Here is a 16,466-nt window from a genome sequence, read left to right as displayed (position 1 = left end):
CCCGAGGCGATCCTCGGGGCCGTTCCGACGTGGTAGCGGGGACAGGATTTGAACCTGCGACCTCTGGGTTATGAGCCCAGCGAGCTACCGAGCTGCTCCACCCCGCGTCGGCTCGTACACCGTATCTCACCGCCCCCGGCCACCGCAAAACGACCGCCGACCGGGGGCGGTCCGGGCCGCGCGCCGCCACCCGGACCGCCGTACGAGTCAGCCCAGCCAGCCCTCGATCGCGTCGACCGCGCGCCGGCTGTCGGCGTCGACCTGGGACCGCTCCGCGGAGGTGCCCTCCCAGCCCTGCTCCCACAGCACGGTCACCACGTCGCCGAGCCGGACCGCCCGGATCAGCCGGACCTCCGCACCGCCGGTCGGGTCGCCCTCGACGTCCCGGGCCGGCGTACGGATCTCGAACAGCACCGAGTCGTCGCCGAAGCCGCCGTCGGCCAGCAGCCGCACCCGCGAGGTCGACGGGTTGCCGCCGCCCACCCCCGGCTGCTCCGGGCAGCCCCGCACCGCCGCCCGCAACTCCCGTAGGAAGTCGCCGGCCCGGCCCGGACGGTAGACGGTGATGCTGTGCGCGTAGCTGCCGTCGGGGACGTACCCCTGCGGCGTCCGCGGCAGCTTGTAGGCCAGGTTCCGGGTGCGGCGCTGCACGATCCCGGCGTCGCTGCGGTACCGGGCGTCGCAGAGCCCCGGCAGCGCTGCGGTGTCCCGGAAGACCGGCTCGATGCCCGTCCGGTTCGCGGGCCCCTGGACGAAGAACGCCCGGTCCGGGATCGAGGCGGGCGTACGCGGCGACCTGCCGCTGCTCGCCGTCGGCGCCGCGGGCGCGCCCGTCGGCGTCGGCGCGCCCGTCGGCGAGGGCGGGCCGGTCGGTGGGGCGGTCGCGGCGGGCGACGGCGACGGGCTCGGCGACGGCACGCCGACCGTCGGCGTCGGGGCGGCGGCGGGCGGCGGAAGCGGGTTCTCCTCCCCGGCCAGCACCAGCCGGGTGCCGGTCGTCAGCCCGCCGACCAGCAGCGCCGTCGCGAGCGCGGCACCGGCGATCCGGACCCGGGCTCGGCGGTCGGCGCGCCGCCGCACCAGGGCGGGGGCGGTCAGGGTGCGGCCGTCGGCGTCCTCGGCGAGCGACCGGTAGAGGTCCGACAGTTCACGCGACATCGTTCGCCTCCAACTCCACGTCGAGGTCGGGCAGCAGCGCGGCCAGCCGCGCCCGCCCCGTGCCAACCAGGACTTCACGGTGCCGGTGGGCACCTGGGTCTCCCGGGCGATGTCCTGCACCGACGAGGTAGTGCAGGGCCAGCGCCTGCCGCTGGGCGGCCGGCAGCCGGCGCAGCGCGCCCGCCAGCAGCACGCCGTCCTCGCTCGGCGGCGGCACCGGCTCCGGCGGCCCGGTCCGGCTGAGCATCGAGCGCCAGCCGTGCAGCCGCCGCCACCGGTCAGTGGCGAGCCGCGCGATCACCAGCCGCAGCCACGCCTCCGGCGCCGGGTGGGTGGTCAGCCGGCCCCACTGCCGCCAGGCCCGGGCGTACGCCTCCTGCACCAGGTCCTGGGCCTCGGCGTGGTCGCCGACGACCGCGTAGCCGTAGCGGAGCATCCGTCGTGAGGTGCTCCGGTAGAACTCGTCGAAACTCGTCGCGTCCCGCACTGTCGACCACGCTCCCCCGGGCCGTCTCCCGCCTCTTGCAGGAAGGACGAGGTCAGGGCAGCGCGGGTTGCGGCCGCCCGGCCGCCGGTCGGGTAAGCGACAGCGCCCCCGGCGCCGGGACCTGGTCGGTCCGCGGGCCGGGGGCGCTGCGACGGGTGGCGCGGGTCAGCCGCTCGGGGTCGGCGCGGCGCTGGCCGCCGGGGACGCCGGAGGGCTGCCGCTGGGCGTGGCCCCCGGCGTCGGGGCGGCCGCCGCCTGCTGGGCCTGCTGGAAGGCGGTGAGCGCCTCGTCCAGCGCCTTCAACGCCCGCCCGTACCGCTCGAAGTCGCCGGACGTCTGCGCGGCCCGGACCTCCGTGATGGCGCTCTGGACACGGCTCGCCGCCTCCGCCAGCTCGCCGGTCAGCGCGGGCGGCGTGCCGGCCGGCGGGGTGCCGCCGGCGGGCGGCGGCGCGCCCGGCGTCGCCGCCTGCTTGCCCTGCTCGACGAGCTGCTTGATGCCGTCGGCCACGTTGTTGGCCAACACCACGTAGGAGCCGCCGTCGCCGTAGGACATCAGCACCCGCTGCAACAGCGGCGGCGCGTTCTGCGCGGCGGTCTTCACGTAGACCGGCTCGACGTAGAGCATGCCGTCGCCGAACGGCAGGGAGAGCAGGTTGCCGTACTGCACCTGCGCCTGAGCGGACTGGAGCAGGTTGAGCTGCTGCCGGATGTTCGCGTTGTTGGTCATCGACTGGTGCACCTGCACCGGGCCGGAGACCCGGGTCTGGTCGGGCAGGTCGAGCACCTCCAGCCTCGGCTGCCCGTCGACGTACGACCCGGAGATCAGCGCGGCGAGGTTCTCCCGGCCGTTGGGGGTGACCGCCGAGGTGAGCTGGAAGCGCGGCGACTCCTGGCCGGGGAACTGCGTGAAGAGGTAGTAGGGCGGCTGCTTCTGGCCGGTGTCGGGGGCGTCCGGCACGTTCGGCACCTGCCAGAAGTCCTGCGCCGAGTAGAAGTCGCCCGGGTCGGTCACGTGGAACCGGGTCAGCAGGTTGCGCTGCACCTTGAACAGGTCGGACGGGTAGCGGAAGTGCTCGGCCAGCTCCACCGGGGTCTCCGCCTTCGGCACCACCAGGTCACCGCCGAACGCCTTGTTCCACGCCTTGAGCACCGGGTCGGCCTCGTCGAACTCGTAGAGCCGGACGGTGCCGTCGTACGCGTCGACGGTGGCCTTGACCGAGTTGCGGATGTAGTTGACGTTCTCCCGGGCGAGCTGGAACGTGCCCCGCCCGGTCAGCTCGTCGGCCGTCTGCTCCTGGAGGTTGATCCGCTCGGCGTACGGATAGGTCGCCGCCGTGGTGTAGCCGTCGATGATCCACTGGATCCGGCCGTCGACCACCGCCGGGTACGGGTCGCCGTCCAGGGTCAGGAACGGGGCGACCTTCTCGACCCGGTCCCGGGGGTTGCGCACGTAGAGCAGCTTCGAGTTGTCGTTGACCGCGTCGGAGAGCAGGAAGTTCGACTCCTGCTCCTTGATCGCGTAGAGCAGCCGGCGGGTGAACGAGCCGATCTCGACGCCGCCCTCACCGGTGTAGGTGTAGGACTCGCCGCCCTCGCCGACGGGCCGGTCGAACTCCGCCTTCCGGTTCGGGTCGGTCTGGCCGACGATCGCGTAGTCGCTGGCGTCCATCCGCTCGCCGTAGTAGATCCGGGGCTGCTGCGCCGGGATCTGCTCGGTCTGCGCGGCGCACTGCTCGTTCGCCGTCTGCCCCGGCTGCTCCTTCTGCTGCTCCTGCGGGTCGCCGAGGAAGCCGGAGACGAAGAACGGCTGGCCGCCGCAGACCACCCGGCTGCCCGGCGCCGCCACCAGGCCGTAGCCGTGGGTGTAGACGGTGTGCCGGTTGATCCAGGTGTTCTGCTGCGCGGTCAGCTGCCGGTAGTTGACCTCCCGGAGGCCGACCACGTAGTCCTGCACCTTGCCGTTGACGGCGTAGCGGTCGACGTCCAGCTTCTCGCCGAAGTCGTAGAACTGCCGCACCTGCTGCCGCTGGGTGTAGGTCTCGGAGACCAGCTGCGGGTCGAGCAGCCGGATGTTCGGCACCACCGACGTGTTCGTGGCGAGGCTCGCCGGCGGGGTCAGGTTGCTCGCCGCGTACGGCGTGGTGCTGACCCCCTCCAGCCCGAACGCCGCCCGGGTCGCCTTGATGCTGCGGTCGATGAACGGCGCCTCCTTCTCCTTGGCGCTCGGCTTGACCTCGAAGGTCTGCACCGCCCAGGGGTAGATGCCGCCGATGGCGACGGCCGACACGCCGAGCAGGGCCAGCGAGATGCCCGGCCAGACCAGGTTCCGCATCCAGGCGTTGGAGAAGACGATGATCGCGATCGCCACCACGATCGAGATGTAGGCGAGGATCTCCTTGGCCGGCAGCAGCGCGTTGACGTCGGCGTAGCCGGCGCCGTAGACGTTGGCGCCGTCGTTGTACTCCAGCAGCATCGCCCGCCGGTCCAGCACGTACGCGATGGCCTTGAGCAGGACGAAGACCGCGACCAGCGTGCTGAGGTGGGCCCGGGCGGCGTTGGTCATCCGGTCCCCGACGCCCTGGAGCCGGACGCCGCCGAAGATGTAGTGGACGGCGAGCGCGCCGATCACCGACAGCACCACCGCGGTGAAGCCGACGCCGAGCAGGTAGCGCCAGAACGGCAGCTCGAAGACGTAGAAGCCGATGTCGACCCCGAACTCCGGGTCCTCGACGCCGAAGTCCCCGCCGTTGCGGAAGAGCAGCCACTGGGTCCAGCGGGACTGCGCGGACAGCCCGGCGAAGATCCCGACCACGCCGGCGACCAGCGCGATCCACAGGCCGAGCCGGGGGCCCAGCACCATCCGGTAGCGCTCCAGCGTCGCCTGCTCCGGCGAGTGCGGGCGCATCCGGGGCCGCAGCCGGTGGGCGAGCCAGAGGTTCCCGCCGACGATCAGGGCCATGCCGAGACCGACGGCGAGGAAGAGCAGCAGCCGGGTCGTCAGCACCCCGGTGAAGACCTGCGTGTAGCGGACCTCGTCGAACCACAGCCAGTCCGTCCACGCCTGGACACCCCAGCCGAGCAGGGTGAAGAGCACGAACACCCCGACCAGGACACCGATCGTGACGCGTCCGCGTCGGCTCATCCTGGGCAGGGGGCTGCTGCTACGCATGACCACTGTTGGCTCCGCACGCTCGATGTGATCGGCTCCGACCAGGCACCCAGAGTACGGGGTGTTCCTGAACGTGTCGGTCCAAGGTCACGCGGGCCGGCCGCCGGCGCGGTCAGCAGCGAGCGGGCTGGCCGCCGGCGCGCAGCGTCTCCAGGGCCGTCAGCGCCTCGTCGAGCGAGCCGACCTTCAGCAGCGGCAGCCCCGGTTGCGGGTTGCGGACGGCCTCGGCGCAGTTGTCCGCCGGCACCAGGAACGCCGTCGCACCGGCCTCCTTCGCGCCCACCAGCTTCTGGGCGATGCCGCCGATGGGGCCCACCCGGCCGGTGTCGTCGATGGTGCCCGTACCGGCGATGATCTTCCCGCCGGTCAGGTCCTCCGGGGTCAGCTTGTCCACGATGCCGAGGGCGAACATCAGGCCGGCGCTCGGCCCGCCGATGTCCTCCAGGTCGATGCTGAGGGTGAACGGGTGCGGCTGCTGCTGCTCGATCTCGATGCCGACGCGGGGCCGGCCGTCCTGCTCGCGGCTGGTCACCTTCGCCGTGGCGGCGGCGCCACCCCGGGTGTAGCCGATCTCCAGCGCGGTCCCGGCGGGCTTGGCCCGGATCAGCTCGGTGAGCCGGGCGGCCACCGGCACCGGCTGCCCGTCCACCGACGTCACCACGTCGCCGGGCTTGAGCACGCCGGCGGCCGGGCCGTCGGCGGCCACGGTCTTCACCACGACCTGCACCGGGTATCCCAGCTCGCGCAGCGCCGCGGTCTCCGCGCTGGTCTGGGAGACCTTGAAGTCCTCCGCGTTGCGCTCCTCGACCTGCTTGCGGCTCTCCCCGGGCGGGTAGACCAGCTCGCGCGGCACCACGGCCTCGTCGTCGGAGAACCAGCCCTGGATCGCCGAGCGCAGCTTGACCGTGGGCTGCACCCCGACCGTGGTCAGCCGGAGCTGGCCGGCGGAGGTGGAGGTCTCCCGGCCGGTGACCTGGATGACCTCCTTGCCGTTCTCCTTGCCCAGCGTGTTGACGGTCGGCCCGGGGCCGAGCACCACGTACGGGATGGGCGCGCCGAGCACGCCGATGCTGAGCAGGGCGGTGAGCAGAGCACCGAGGAGGACGGTCACGCCGCGACGTCTCATGCGGCTGAGCGTACCGATCGGGGCGGGGGGCCCCGGCGGGCGAACCGCGACTTCGCCCTCAGCGCAACGCCACGGACGGCTACCTGGGGCGCGGCGCGCGTACCGTAGACGTCGTGCCTGATATTCCGTTCGGTTTCGCGCTCCCGGGTGGGCAACCACCAGACCCCAACGATCCCGCGCAGATGCAGCAGTTCATGTCGCAGTTGCAGCACCTGCTCTCCTCGTCGGGCAGCGGGCCGGTCAACTGGGACCTGGCCCGGCAGGTGGCCGCCAGCCAGCTCGCCGCCTCCGGTGACCCGGCGGTCTCGCCCTACGAGCGCAACGCGGTGGAGGAGGCGCTGCGGCTCGCCGACCTGTGGCTGGAGCCGGCCTCCGCCCTGCCGTCGGGCATCCAGACCTCCGTGGCCTGGAACCGCAACGAGTGGATCTTCAAGACCCTCGACGTCTGGCGCAAGCTCTGCGACCCCGTCGCCAGCCGCATGGTCGGCGCGATGGGCGACCTGGTGCCGCCGGAGGCGCGCGCCCAGCTCGGCCCGATGCAGTCCATGGTCGCCACCCTGGGCGGGGCGCTCTTCGGCGGCCAGCTCGGCCAGGCGCTCGGCTCGCTCGCCGCGGAGGTGCTCTCCGTCGGCGACATCGGGCTGCCGCTCGGCCCGGCGGGCACGGCCGCACTGATCCCGGCCAACATCCGGGCGTACGGCGAGGGCCTGGAGCTGCCGGAGGACGAGGTCCGCCTCTACGTGGCCCTGCGCGAGGCCGCCCACCAGCGGCTCTTCCAGCACGTGCCGTGGCTGCGGGGGCACGTGCTCAGCGCCGTGGAGATGTATGCCGCGGGCATCCGGGTCAACCGGGAGGCGATCGAGGAGGCGATGGGCCGGGTCGACCCGACCGACCCCGAGTCGATGCAGGCGATCGCGCTGGAGGGCATCTTCACGCCGGAGGACAGCCCGGCGCAGAAGGCCTCCCTGGCCCGGCTGGAGACCGCCCTCGCCCTGGTCGAGGGCTGGGTGTGCCACGTCGTCGACAGCGCGGCGAGCGGCCGGCTGCCCAACGTGGTGAGCCTCGGCGAGGCGTTCCGCCGCCGCAGGGCCGCCGGCGGGCCGGCGGAGCAGACGTTCGCCGCCCTGGTCGGCCTGGAGCTGCGCCCGCGCCGGCTGCGGGAGGCGGCGGCGCTCTGGGCGGCGCTCACCGAGCACCGGGGCATCGCCGGCCGCGACGCCCTCTGGGGCCACCCCGACCTGCTCCCCTCCGACGACGACTTCGCCGACCCGGTGGCCTTCGCGATGGCCGAGCTGGACCTGAGCGAGCTGGAGAACTTCGACTTCAGCGCGCCGGGCGGCCCGGAGGAGAAGGCCCCCGGCGAGCCGAAGCAGCGGCCCGACGACACCGAGGGCGGCGACACCCGCCCCTGACCGCCCGCAGCCTGGAGCCTGAAGCCGCCCGGCCCCGTTGGGCCGGGCGGCTTCAGGCCGGGTGGATCAGGCACCGGACGGCGCCCCGCCGCCGGCCGGACCCGGATGCATCGGGCGGTTCGAACGGCGGCCGGCCGACTAAATCGGACAGCGCGGACGGATCGGACGGCTCCAGGCCGACTGGATCGGGCAGCGCGGACGGGCCGGGCGGCGCCAGGCCGGACGGGTCGGACGAACCGGCGGTTCCGGGCCGGACAGGGCAAGCGGGCGCCGGGCCGGAGCGAGGTCGGCCGGCCGAAGGGCTCTCGTTCCCGGCGGTGCGGTCAGCGGGGCCGGCCGACGCCCGAGAGCAGTGCGCGGGTGGTCTCCCAGCCCTCCACGGCCGGGTCGAGGAAGGCCAGGTCGGCCGGTCCGCGCAGGCGACGCCACGCCGGGGTGACCGCCAGGTCGCCGGGGCGCGGTGCCGCCCGACGCACGGTCGCGGGCCGCGCCTCGTCCAGGTCCAGCGACGGCAGCCACGCCGGTACGGGTAGCCGGGCGGCCACGCCGAGCAGCCCCGGTTCGCCGCCCTCGACCGGGGCGACCGCCACCGGTCGCGTGGTGAGCGGGCGGAGCAGCTTGCCGATCGTCAGGCCCGGCACGTCCGGGGCGTCTCCGGCGACCACCGCCACCTGGTCGTGACCGGACTCGGCGAGGGCGGCGAAGACCGCGTTCGGGGTCGGCTCGGGCACCTCGTGGATCGCCATGTCCGGCCAGACCACGGCGTCGGCCAGCCACCGGTCCCCCGGCGTGACGGCGACTGCCGTCTCCACCTCGTTGAGCGTGGCGAGCAGGTCGACCACGTCCTCGGCGAGCGCGGCCCGCCAGTCCACCGGATCGATGCCGGGCGGCGACCAGGTCACCGGTCCGAGCAACGCCACCACCACACGTCGGGCCACGCCCACGACCCTAGCCGGCCACCCGGCGACACCGGCGGGGCACCGGCCCGCCCCGACACGTCGTCGATCTTGGTAGGAAACGGCCCCTCTGGGGGCCCTTTCCTGCCAAGATCTCTTCGCTGCACGCGCGACGCCGCCACACGCGGGGCACCACCGCGCCCCGCGACGCCGTCGAGGGGAGGTCAGTCCGTCAGCAGGGCGCCGGAGGCCGCGGCGACGCCCTCCAGGTAGCCGCGCGCCCGCTCGGTCTTCGGGTAGCGCGCGACGAGCGCCCAGAACCGGTCGTTGTGGCTGGGCACGATGAGGTGCGCGAGTTCGTGCAGGAGGACGTAGTCGATCACCCAGTCGGGCATGTCCTGGACCCGGTGCGAGATGCGGATCGTGCCGTCGGCCGGGGTGCAGGATCCCCACCGGCCGTTCTGGTTGGTGACCCAGCGGATGCTCGTCGGCACGGCCTGCGTGCCGTGCTCGGCGAGGTAGAGCCTGATCAGCCGGGTGGCCCGGGCGAGCAGTTCGGCGTCGGAGCGGGCGAGGCGGCCCTCGCGGGCGGCCAGCCGGGCGAGCATCCGGTCGACCCACTCGCTCTCCTCGGCCCGGGAGAACTGGTCCGGAATGAGGACGACCACCCGCTCACCGTCGCGGTACGCGGACACCGTCCGTCGCCGGCGCTGGCTGCGCCGTACTTCGACGACCGGCTTGCGCGCCCCTGCCATCAGCGGGCCGCGCAGCCTCGGATTCCTGCCACGAACGCAAGCTAATGCGTACTGACCAGGGGTCCGCAAGAGTCAACACGACGACACGCGCCCGGAAAATGGTGATTGGTCGGTGGAGTCCCGAAAAAACTTTGATCGGGTGACCGACAATCGCCGCCGTCACCCTTCGTGGCGGCGAGCGGCGGGCGTACGACGACGCACCTCCACCGTAGGTGATCACTCCCCGGGGCACAGCTCGGGGGCCTGCGGGAAGCCCCGCTCGGGGCATTCGACCGGATTCGGTCGGCGTGTCCCCGCCAAACTGACTTATCAGACGTAATTCGCCATGCACACTCTCGACGTCGACTTGCTCACAGTGACGAAGCACAGCTGACATGGAACTGCCCAGACCTGGGTAGGGTCCGCGGACCAGCGGTCACGACGGTGGCCGCGGAGAACGACCCAGCGCCGGCGCCCGTGTGGCCCGCCGCCGGGAAACCCGCCGGGACGGTATCGGCCGGCGGACGAGACGAGGAGGGCACCGTGGCCGACCAGGCCCAGACCTACAACGGTTACTGCGTCAAGTGCAAGGAGAAGCGGGACTTCGAGGGTCGCGTCGAGGTCTCGAAGACCGGTATGAACATGGCCAAGGGCAAGTGTCCGGTGTGCGGGACAACAGTGAACCGCATCCTGGGCAAGGCCAAGGTCTGACCCGTACGGATGCTGCGGAGGGGGTGGCCGCCGGCCGCCCCCTCCGGCATTGCCGCGGCTGACCCGGCGCGCCCGACACGACGGGCCGATCCCGCGCCGCCGGGCACGGTCACCACTGTCGGCTCACCGACATGGTTACCGGCCGGTTGTGGATATCGCAGAAATTCCTGTGGACAGCCCTGGACAGGGGACCGCCCACCTGTGGACAACGATCGACGGACAGCACGGACGCGGTCACGATTCGTGTCATGCGCCCCGCCCCCCTGCCCCGTCCCACGCTGCTGCCCGGCATCACCCGCCTCTGGCGGGACCGGCACACCCTCCAGCTCGGCGTCGAGCCGGGTCGCGCCGTACTGCTGGAGGTCGCCAATCCCCGGGCGGCCCGGCTGCTCGACCTGATCGACGGCACCCGCAGCGAGCGGCTGGTGCTGGAGCACGCCGTCGCCGCCGAGGTGGCACCCGACGAGGCCCGCATCCTGCTCGACGCGCTGCGCGCCGCCGGCCTGGTCGTACCCGCGCACACCCTGCTGCCGAGGGACCTGGCCGGCCCGTTCCGGGTCCGGCTCGCCGCCGAGGCCGGGGCGCTGGCGCTGGCCGCCGCCCGGCTGCCCGGCACGCCCGCCCAGGTGCTGCGTCGCCGGCTGGCCGCCCGGGTGGCGGTCACCGGCGCCGGGCCCCTCGGCGCCCAGGTCGCCCTCGCGCTGGCCCAGGCCGGCGTCGGGCACGTGCACCCCGAGCTGGCCGGCCCGGTCCGCCCGGCCGACCTGGTCGGCACCGGGATCCCGGCCGCCGCGATCGGGCGTCCGCTCGCCGAGGCGGTACGCGACGCCCTCGATCGCACCGCCCCGGGCACGGGCACGGGCCCGCTGCGGCGCGGCCGGGTCGACCTGGTGGTGCAGCTCGGCACGGACCGGCCGGCCGCCCTGCTCGCCGCCCGTCACGCCCGGCGTCGCCAGCCGCACCTGCTGGTCGGCCTGCGGGAGGGCGTGCCGGTGGTCGGCCCGCTCGTCCGCCCGCCGGCCGGCCCCTGCCTGAACTGCCTGGACCTGCACCGGACCGACCTGGACCCGGACTGGCCGGCGCTGGCCGCCCAGCTCGTCGAGGGCGGCGCGGAGCAGGCGTGCGCCACCGCGACGCTCCTCGCGGCGGGGGCGTACGCGGCGGCGGAGGGGCTCGCCCAGCTCGACGGGGGCAGCCCGGAGACTCTGGGCTGTGCGGTGGAGATCGCCGGGCCCGGCCGGTTCCGCCGCCGGGTGTGGCCTCCCCACCCGGCCTGCGGATGCTCCCGGAGCCGCCGGTGACGCCGACCGCCCCACCGGAGCCGACCGCGCGTCGGGACCGCGCCGGGAACCGACCGCGCCCGACGACCGGCAGCGGCGGAAGGCGACCGAGCGTCCCGACACCGCGGCGGGAGCCGACCGCGCCCCGCAACCGGCGGCGGGAGCCGACCGGCCCCCGGGACCATCGGGTGGAAAGGCGGCGAACCGGCAGTACGGGGAGCGGAGAGCAGCAGCCAGCCCGGCGGCAGAGCAGCCGCGGACCCCCGGAGTCGGTAACAATGACCGGGTGACCGACATCCCGCGCCGGGCCGTGTCCCGGACCGCCAAGCTCGCCGCTCTGCCGCTCGGCTTCGCCGGTCGGACCGTCCTCGGCATGGGTAAGCGCGTCACCGGGCTCGCCTCCGACGTGATCTCCGCGGAGATCCAGCAGCGCACCGCCGAGCAGCTCTTCAGCGTGTTGGGGCAGCTCAAGGGCGGTGCGATGAAGTTCGGCCAGGCGTTGTCGGTCTTCGAGGCCGCCCTGCCGGAGGAGATCGCCGCCCCCTACCGTCAGGCGCTGACCAAGCTCCAGGAGGCCGCGCCGCCGCTGCCGGCGGCCAGCGTGCACAAGGTGCTCGCCGAGCAGCTCGGCCCGGACTGGCGGGACCGGTTCGTGGAGTTCGACGACACCCCCGCCGCCGCGGCCAGCATCGGCCAGGTGCACCGGGCGGTGTGGCGGGAGCCGGGCTACGACGCCTCGGGCGCGCCGAGGACCCGCGACGTCGCCGTCAAGATCCAGTATCCGGGCGCGGGCGACGCCCTCCTCGCCGACCTCAAGCAGCTCTCCCGGCTCGGTGGGATGTTCCGGGCGATCCAGCCCGGGCTGGACGTCAAGCCGCTCCTGACCGAGCTGCGGGAACGGATCACCGAGGAGCTCGACTACGAGTTGGAGGCCGAGTCGCAGCGCGCCTTCGCCGCCGCGTACGCCGACGACCCGGAGATCTACATCCCGGCGGTGGTCTCGGCGTCGCCCCGGGTCCTGGTCACCGAGTGGGTCCAGGGCACCCCGCTGGCGGACATCATCCGCGAGGGCACGGAGGAGCAGCGCGACGAGGCCGGCCGGCTGATGGCCATCCTGCACCTGTCCGCGCCGCAGCGGGCCGGGCTGCTGCACGCCGACCCGCACCCGGGCAATTTCCGGCTGCTGGCGGACGGCCGGCTCGGCGTGATCGACTTCGGTGCGGTGGCCCGGATGCCGGAGGGCACGCCCGAGCCGATCGGCCGCATCGCCGGGCTGGCGCTGCGGGGCGACGCCGACGAGGTGGTGGCGGGCCTGCGGTCGGAGGGGTTCATCGGCGCCGCCGAGGAGATCGACGCCCAGGCGGTGCTCGACTTCCTCCGGCCGATGCTGGAGCCGATCGCCGCCGAGGAGTTCCGCTTCACCCGGGCGTGGCTGCGCGCCGAGGCGACCCGGCTGGCCAGCCCTCGCTCCCCCGCCTACCAGCTGAGCCGGCAGCTCAACCTGCCGCCGTCGTACCTGCTCATCCACCGGGTGACGCTCGGGTCGATCGGCGTGCTCTGCCAGCTGGAGGCGAAGGCGCCCTACCGGGGCGTCCTGGAGCGTTGGCTGCCCGGCTTCGCGCCGGTCTCCTGATCGACCGCCGCCCGGGCCGCGCCCACGGGCGGCCACGAACGCGCCGAGGGGCGGCGGCCGAACCGGCCACCGCCCCTCGGGCATCAGTGTGGATCTAGAGAACGCCCAGGTCGCGCGCCGATCGGTTACGGCTGTTCATCGCGACGGTACGGGCGGAACGGGTTGCCTCAGTGCTCGTGGTGGTACGACCGGCCTGAGGCCGGCGCATTCGAGCCCGGGACAACGCTTCGTGAAGTAGTTGCATTTCGGCGACTCCGTTAAGAACGTTCAGCATGGTGGTCAGCTCTCTCGTCGCCGGTGCGACACCGGCGTGGGTGGTACGGATCGGGTGCATGTCAGGCCGCCAGCCGGACCGCGTTGCGCGACTCGGACAGCCCACTGGCTGCCAGCCGCGCCTCGGCCTCGACCCGGAGCGCCGCGTCGCGGGCGAGGTCCTCCTTGCGCGGACGGCCACGGGGCCGCTTGCGCGGGACGACCGCGCCACGCTCGAAGATCTCGCCGCCCCAGACGCCCCAGGGCTCGGCCCGCTCCACCGCCCCGGCCAGGCACTCGACGCGCAGCGGGCAGTCCCCGCAGAGCGACTTGGCCAGCTCGAGCTCGGCGGGCGAGTCGGAGAACCACAGGTCGGGGTCGAACTTCCGGCAGGGCAGGTTCGCCTCCATCTCGACGCTCACGTCGAGGGGGGCCAACGCCAGACTCATCCCGGTCACCTCTCTCTCGTTTCGATCTCGTGGATCGCACTTCCGACGTACTTGGCGGGGCAAAAAACTGAGGCCGCGGATCCCGGTAGCGGGTTCCGCGGCCTCGAGGTGAGCCGGTGGTCTGAGATCAGACCGGTCTACCTCGAGGTGGAACTCCGCGGACGTCCATGCGCTTGGCGGCAGCATCGACACCCTTGCCCGTGAAGCCACTGGTCCCCTGGATCCCGTTCGGCGCGGTCGCGAGGATCAGCTCGGCCTGAGCCTCGACCTGGTGCACCTGCGGAACCGACGGTCGCGCAGCGGCAAGGGCCACCCGGACAGCCGACAGCGGAGCGACGGCAGCGGGCAGCGCCGCCGGGCGCTCGCAGTTGTAGACGATCTCCATGGGTGCCACCTCCTCTGACGTTCTCTCGTTGCCGACACGGTCTCGACCCCTCGTGAGCAGCCCGAATGGCGCCGCTCGCGAGGTGTGCCATGAGGCTATTCCTCGCCCGGGGGCGAGGGCAAACGAATTTACGGCGAGATTTCGAAAGTTTTCTCCGGGCAGACGTCGTCGACCGCCGCGCCCGCCACGAGCGCCAGCACCGCCTCCCCGTAGAGGCCGAGCTTGCGGGGCCCGATTCCGGCGATCGCGATCAGCTCCTCGGCCCGCGCGGGACGCCGCTCCGCCAGCGCCACCAGGGTGGCGTCGGTGAAGACCACGTAGGCCGGAACCCGCTGCCCGCCGGCCACCCGCTGGCGCCACTCGCGCAGCCGTTCGTGCAGCTCGTCGTCGATGTCGGAGGGGCAGGTGGGGCAGCGGCCGAGCTTGCGGTCCGGCCCGGCGAGCAGGGTGGCGCCGCAGATCCGGCAGGACACGATCTGGGTGCGCCGGCGCTCCGGCCGCCGCCCGGGGCCGGCGCCGGCCCGCTCCGCCCCGCCCGAGCGGTCCAGTTGCGGCAGGAACCGCGACGGCCGCCGGGCCCGCCCGCCCGGCGAGCGGGCCGAGGCGTACGACAGCCAGAGCCACTCCCGCGCCCGGGTGATGCCGACGTAGAGCAGCCGGCGCTCCTCCTCGACCTGTTCGGCGGTCCTGGCGTACGTGGTGGGCAGGGTGCCCTCGGAGAGCCCGACCAGGAAGACCGCGTCCCACTCCAGCCCCTTGGCCGAGTGCAGGGAGGCCAGCGTCACCCCGTCGACGGTCGGCACGTGCTGCGCGGCGGCCCGGCGGGCCAGCTCGTCGTTGAAGTCGGCCAGGCTGGCCGGGCGCTCGACGGAGGCGGCCGGCCCGATCGGCAGCACCTCGGGGGTGGCCGCGTACTCCTCGGCGAGCTGGACCAGCGCGGCGAGCGCCTCCCACCGCTCGCGCGCGGCGCCGCCGGCCGGGGCGGCGTCGGGGGCCCAGCCGACCGCGGCGAGCGCCTCGACGACGGCTGCGGGCAGCGGCGTCTCCCCCGGGATCGAGCGGGTGGCGGCCCGCAGCGCGACCATCGCCTGCCGGACCTCGGCGCGCTCGAAGAACCGCTCCGCCCCCTGCACCACGTACGGCACCTGCGCCTCGGTCAGCGCCTTCTCGTACGCCTCGGACTGCGCGTTGGTGCGGAACAGCACGGCGATCTCCCTCGCCGGCGTGCCCGCGTCGACGAGGGCGCGGCAGCGTGCGGCCACGGCGTTGGCCTCGGCCGGCTCGTCGGTGAAGATCCGCAGCTCCGGCTCGGGGCCGGGCGGGCGCTGGCCGACCAGTTCCAGCCGCAGCCGCGCCTCGGCGCCCCGCGCCTGCGAGATCACCGCGTTGGCCAGCCCGACGACCTGCGGGGTGGAGCGGTAGTCGCGGACCAGCCGGACGACGGTCGCCCCACGGTGCCGGCGCGGGAAGTCGACCAGGTAGGACGAGGTGGCCCCCGTGAACGAGTAGATCGTCTGGCTGGCGTCGCCGACCACGGTCAGGTCGTCCCGGCCGCCCAGCCACGCCTCCAGCAGCCGCTGCTGGAGCGGGTTGACGTCCTGGTACTCGTCGACCACGAAGTGCCGGTACTGGGCGCGGACCTGCTCGGCCACGTCACGGTGCTCCTCGATCCCCCAGACGGCGGCGCGCAGCATGTCCTCGAAGTCGATCACGCCGTTGGACCGCTTGAGTCGCTCGTACGCGGCGAAGACGTCGGCGACCTTCGCCGGCTCGTGCGGGGTGTCCCGCAGGGCCTTGGCCGCCGCCACCACGTACTCCCCGGGCTCCACCAGCGACGACTTGGCCCACTCGATCTCGCCGGCCAGGTCCCGCGCGGCGGCCCGGTCGGCGCGCAGGCCGACCTTCGCCGCGGCGAGGGTGACCAGCCGGACCTTGCTGTCCAGCAGCTCGGGCATGGCCCGCCCCTCCAGCAGCCGGGGCGCGAAGTAGCGCACCTGGCGCAGCGCGGCGGCGTGGAACGTCCGCGCCTGCACGCCCGGCACCCCGAGGACCGCGAGCCGGCTCCGCATCTCGGCGGCGGCGCGGGCGGTGAAGGTCACCGCGAGCACGTGCCGGGGGGAGATCTCTCCGGAGAGCGCCCGGTGGGCGATGCGGGAGGTCACGGCCCGGGTCTTGCCGGTGCCGGCGCCGGCCAGGACGCACACCGGCCCGGCCGGGGCGGTCACCGCCGACCGCTGCTCCGGGTCCAGACCGGCGAGCACGCGCTCGGACGCTGAGTGAACCACCACAGCGAGGAATTGTCTCAGCTCCGCCCGACGTTGCAGCGGATAGCCTGGGCTTGATCGGCAAGCCGTCGGGCGGAACGTTGGAGGATCTGACCATGCTGACGATGTATTCCACCCCCTGGTGCGGCTACTGCCACCGGCTGAAGTCGCAGCTCGACCGCGAGGGCATCGGGTACGAGGTGGTCGACATCGAGCAGGACCCGAAGGCCGCGGAGTTCGTGATGAGCGTCAACGGCGGCAACCAGACCGTCCCGACGCTGCGCTTCGCCGACGGCAGCGCCCTCACCAACCCCTCGATCACGCAGGTCAAGCAGCACCTCGCCAGCATCTCCGCCTGACCTGGCGCAGCACCCGCCGACGAGCGGCCGTCCCACCGGGGCGGCCGCGGCTCGCGGGGCCGGGCGCGCCCCCGCCCGCGGTCGGGCGGGGCCCCGCCCCCTCGGTGGGGGCGGGACCCCCCCCGCCCCGGCGGGGGGGCCCCCCCGCG

The 16,466-nt window shown here is 73.9% G+C and carries 13 protein-coding genes, 1 tRNA gene and 1 pseudogene; 5 read left to right on the top strand and 10 right to left on the bottom strand.

Annotated elements, in window-relative coordinates:
- Positions 1 to 30 precede the first annotated feature (30 nt).
- The 5 genes and pseudogenes from ACWENR_RS23885 to ACWENR_RS23865 form a co-directional block, all read right to left on the bottom strand.
- Positions 31 to 107 (bottom strand) — tRNA-Met (locus tag ACWENR_RS23885).
- Between the two features lie 100 nt (positions 108 to 207).
- Positions 208 to 1,158, bottom strand: a complete 951-nt coding sequence (locus tag ACWENR_RS23880) for a hypothetical protein (RefSeq protein WP_452279195.1) — start codon at positions 1,156 to 1,158, stop codon at positions 208 to 210.
- Positions 1,148 to 1,594: pseudogene (locus ACWENR_RS23875) on the bottom strand (RNA polymerase sigma factor). The gene ACWENR_RS23880 and the pseudogene ACWENR_RS23875 overlap by 11 nt, the downstream one beginning before the upstream one ends.
- Before the next feature lie 216 nt (positions 1,595 to 1,810).
- Positions 1,811 to 4,816 (bottom strand): UPF0182 family membrane protein, encoded by a 3,006-nt coding sequence (locus ACWENR_RS23870; protein ID WP_452279194.1) that lies wholly within the window; start codon positions 4,814 to 4,816, stop codon positions 1,811 to 1,813.
- Between the two features lie 112 nt (positions 4,817 to 4,928).
- A complete protein-coding gene (locus ACWENR_RS23865) occupies positions 4,929 to 5,942 on the bottom strand; it encodes a YlbL family protein (protein WP_452279193.1) in 1,014 nt (337 codons plus the stop codon).
- A 113-nt stretch (positions 5,943 to 6,055) separates the two neighbouring features.
- Here ACWENR_RS23865 and ACWENR_RS23860 point away from each other — a divergent pair, with 113 nt between their 5' ends.
- Positions 6,056 to 7,354: a zinc-dependent metalloprotease gene (locus ACWENR_RS23860; protein ID WP_452279192.1), complete on the top strand. Its 1,299-nt coding sequence runs from the start codon at positions 6,056 to 6,058 to the stop codon at positions 7,352 to 7,354.
- 323 nt (positions 7,355 to 7,677) lie between these two features.
- On the opposite strand, the gene ACWENR_RS23855 is transcribed toward ACWENR_RS23860, so the two are convergent.
- Positions 7,678 to 8,292 carry a hypothetical protein gene (locus ACWENR_RS23855; RefSeq protein ID WP_452279191.1) on the bottom strand — a complete coding sequence of 205 codons (615 nt, stop codon included), beginning with the start codon at positions 8,290 to 8,292 and terminating at the stop codon, positions 7,678 to 7,680.
- A gap of 182 nt (positions 8,293 to 8,474) precedes the next feature.
- Positions 8,475 to 9,005 (bottom strand): M48 metallopeptidase family protein, encoded by a 531-nt coding sequence (locus ACWENR_RS23850; protein ID WP_452279190.1) that lies wholly within the window; start codon positions 9,003 to 9,005, stop codon positions 8,475 to 8,477.
- Between the two features lie 522 nt (positions 9,006 to 9,527).
- Here ACWENR_RS23850 and ACWENR_RS23845 point away from each other — a divergent pair.
- The 3 genes from ACWENR_RS23845 to ACWENR_RS23835 all read left to right on the top strand — a co-directional run bounded on the left by ACWENR_RS23845 (position 9,528) and on the right by ACWENR_RS23835 (position 12,608).
- Positions 9,528 to 9,695 carry a DUF5679 domain-containing protein gene (locus ACWENR_RS23845; protein ID WP_012014940.1) on the top strand — a complete coding sequence of 56 codons (168 nt, stop codon included), beginning with the start codon at positions 9,528 to 9,530 and terminating at the stop codon, positions 9,693 to 9,695.
- Between the two features lie 248 nt (positions 9,696 to 9,943).
- Positions 9,944 to 10,996: a hypothetical protein gene (locus ACWENR_RS23840; RefSeq protein WP_452279189.1), complete on the top strand. Its 1,053-nt coding sequence runs from the start codon at positions 9,944 to 9,946 to the stop codon at positions 10,994 to 10,996.
- Between the two features lie 265 nt (positions 10,997 to 11,261).
- Positions 11,262 to 12,608, top strand: a complete 1,347-nt coding sequence (locus tag ACWENR_RS23835) for an ABC1 kinase family protein (protein ID WP_452279188.1) — start codon at positions 11,262 to 11,264, stop codon at positions 12,606 to 12,608.
- A gap of 335 nt (positions 12,609 to 12,943) precedes the next feature.
- Here the strand turns inward: ACWENR_RS23835 and ACWENR_RS23830 are convergent, their stop codons facing one another.
- From ACWENR_RS23830 to ACWENR_RS23820, 3 genes are all read right to left on the bottom strand, one after another.
- Positions 12,944 to 13,309, bottom strand: coding sequence for a WhiB family transcriptional regulator (locus ACWENR_RS23830; RefSeq protein WP_091103169.1), 366 nt, complete (start codon positions 13,307 to 13,309; stop codon positions 12,944 to 12,946).
- Positions 13,310 to 13,436: 127 nt separating this feature from the next.
- Positions 13,437 to 13,694, bottom strand: coding sequence for a hypothetical protein (locus tag ACWENR_RS23825; protein ID WP_452279187.1), 258 nt, complete (start codon positions 13,692 to 13,694; stop codon positions 13,437 to 13,439).
- Between the two features lie 128 nt (positions 13,695 to 13,822).
- Entirely contained in the window at positions 13,823 to 15,982 is a 2,160-nt protein-coding gene (locus tag ACWENR_RS23820; protein ID WP_452279186.1) for an ATP-dependent DNA helicase UvrD2, read from the bottom strand.
- Positions 15,983 to 16,074: 92 nt separating this feature from the next.
- On the opposite strand from ACWENR_RS23820, the gene ACWENR_RS23815 reads away from it, so the two are divergent.
- Positions 16,075 to 16,317: a mycoredoxin gene (locus ACWENR_RS23815; RefSeq protein ID WP_452279185.1), complete on the top strand. Its 243-nt coding sequence runs from the start codon at positions 16,075 to 16,077 to the stop codon at positions 16,315 to 16,317.
- Positions 16,318 to 16,466 lie beyond the last annotated feature (149 nt).

The organism is Micromonospora sp. NPDC004336 (genome assembly GCF_053602615.1).
The sequence above is the reverse complement of the archived record's forward strand: the minus strand, read 5'-3'. Positions and strand labels throughout refer to the sequence as shown.